Here is a 1,056-nt window from a genome sequence, read left to right as displayed (position 1 = left end):
GATCGGGCCCGGTCGAGCCGCCAATGTCGAATTCGCCGATATAGACTTCCATGTCGCTGAGCGGCGGGCGCGACAAAAGCATCTTGCGGCAGCCGTCGCTGGGCGGCAGGCTCGGCCGCTCGCTGCGCCGCAAGACCCCATGGTTCTGCTCGGCACTTTCCTCGAACAGCATCGCCACGCTGACGCCGAGCGCCGAAGCCATCTGGTTGAGCGAGGCAGTGCTGGCGCCGGTCAGGCCGCGCTCGAGCTGGCTGATGAAGCTGGCGCTGGTTCCGGTTGCCTCGGCAAGCTCCCGCAGTGACAGCCTGCGGGCGAGCCGAAGGGTTTTCAGGCGCATTCCCAGCACCTGATGGGCATGCGTAGCGGCCGGTGCGTCGCCCGTCTTTGCCGAAGCTTGGCCGGAAGCCTTGCTCATGCCGTCTCCTCCTCCACTTAACAGACTGTACAGTGCCACTGTACATCTGACAAGTCGCGCGTGGCGCCAGAGCCGCGCCTATGGCTAGGCCAGGCAAGTCGGCGGGTTGAGGTCGGCAGATGGATAAGGGAGGTGCGGGAGACGCGCTAGCCTTCGCCGGAGAGGTCCCGTCGCGCCTTGTCCAGTTCCTCGGCATAGCGCCGCATCAGATGGCTTTCGGTCAAAAGGCCGAGCACGACGCGGTCGGCGAAATCCTCGACCACGGCCAGTTCCTCGGCACCGGCGCGCTGGAAGGTTTCGGCCGCCGTCTGGACGTTCATGGAAGGCACCAGCACGGCGTCCTTGAACCGGGCAAGCGACCACACCGGCGTCTCGCCGTCCGCAAGCTCGCTGTGCAGTTCCGCCACGATCAGCACGCCGACATAGTGCTGGCCTTCATCCACGGCGATGACGCGCTGCGCCGAGCCCAGCGGCACCGCCTTGCGAAAGGCGCCGAGCGTCGTCGCGGCATCGATGGTGCGGACATCCTTGCGCATCATCGAGCCGACGGTGAGGCTGCGCATCCAGCCGACGTCGTGGGCGCTGCGGATGGTCTCGCCGCGCAGGTGGAAACGCCAGGTCGAGAAGGAGTAGCCGAAGGT

Annotated in this window: 2 protein-coding genes; both read right to left on the bottom strand. The window is 66.4% G+C overall.

The window, feature by feature from the left end; translation table 11 throughout:
* A partial coding sequence (locus tag EOA33_RS36610; protein WP_145989547.1) for a helix-turn-helix domain-containing protein occupies window positions 1–415 on the bottom strand: 415 nt, incomplete at its 3' end.
* A gap of 146 nt (window positions 416–561) precedes the next feature.
* On the bottom strand, window positions 562–1,056 hold a 495-nt coding region (locus EOA33_RS36605), incomplete at its 5' end, for a CBS domain-containing protein (protein ID WP_145989546.1).

Origin of the sequence: Mesorhizobium sp. M4A.F.Ca.ET.050.02.1.1, assembly GCF_003997725.1 — a bacterium.
In the GTDB taxonomy this organism is placed as follows: Bacteria; Pseudomonadota; Alphaproteobacteria; order Rhizobiales; family Rhizobiaceae; genus Mesorhizobium.
Note: the sequence above shows the minus strand (reverse complement) of the source record. Positions and strands in the feature narration are given on the sequence as shown.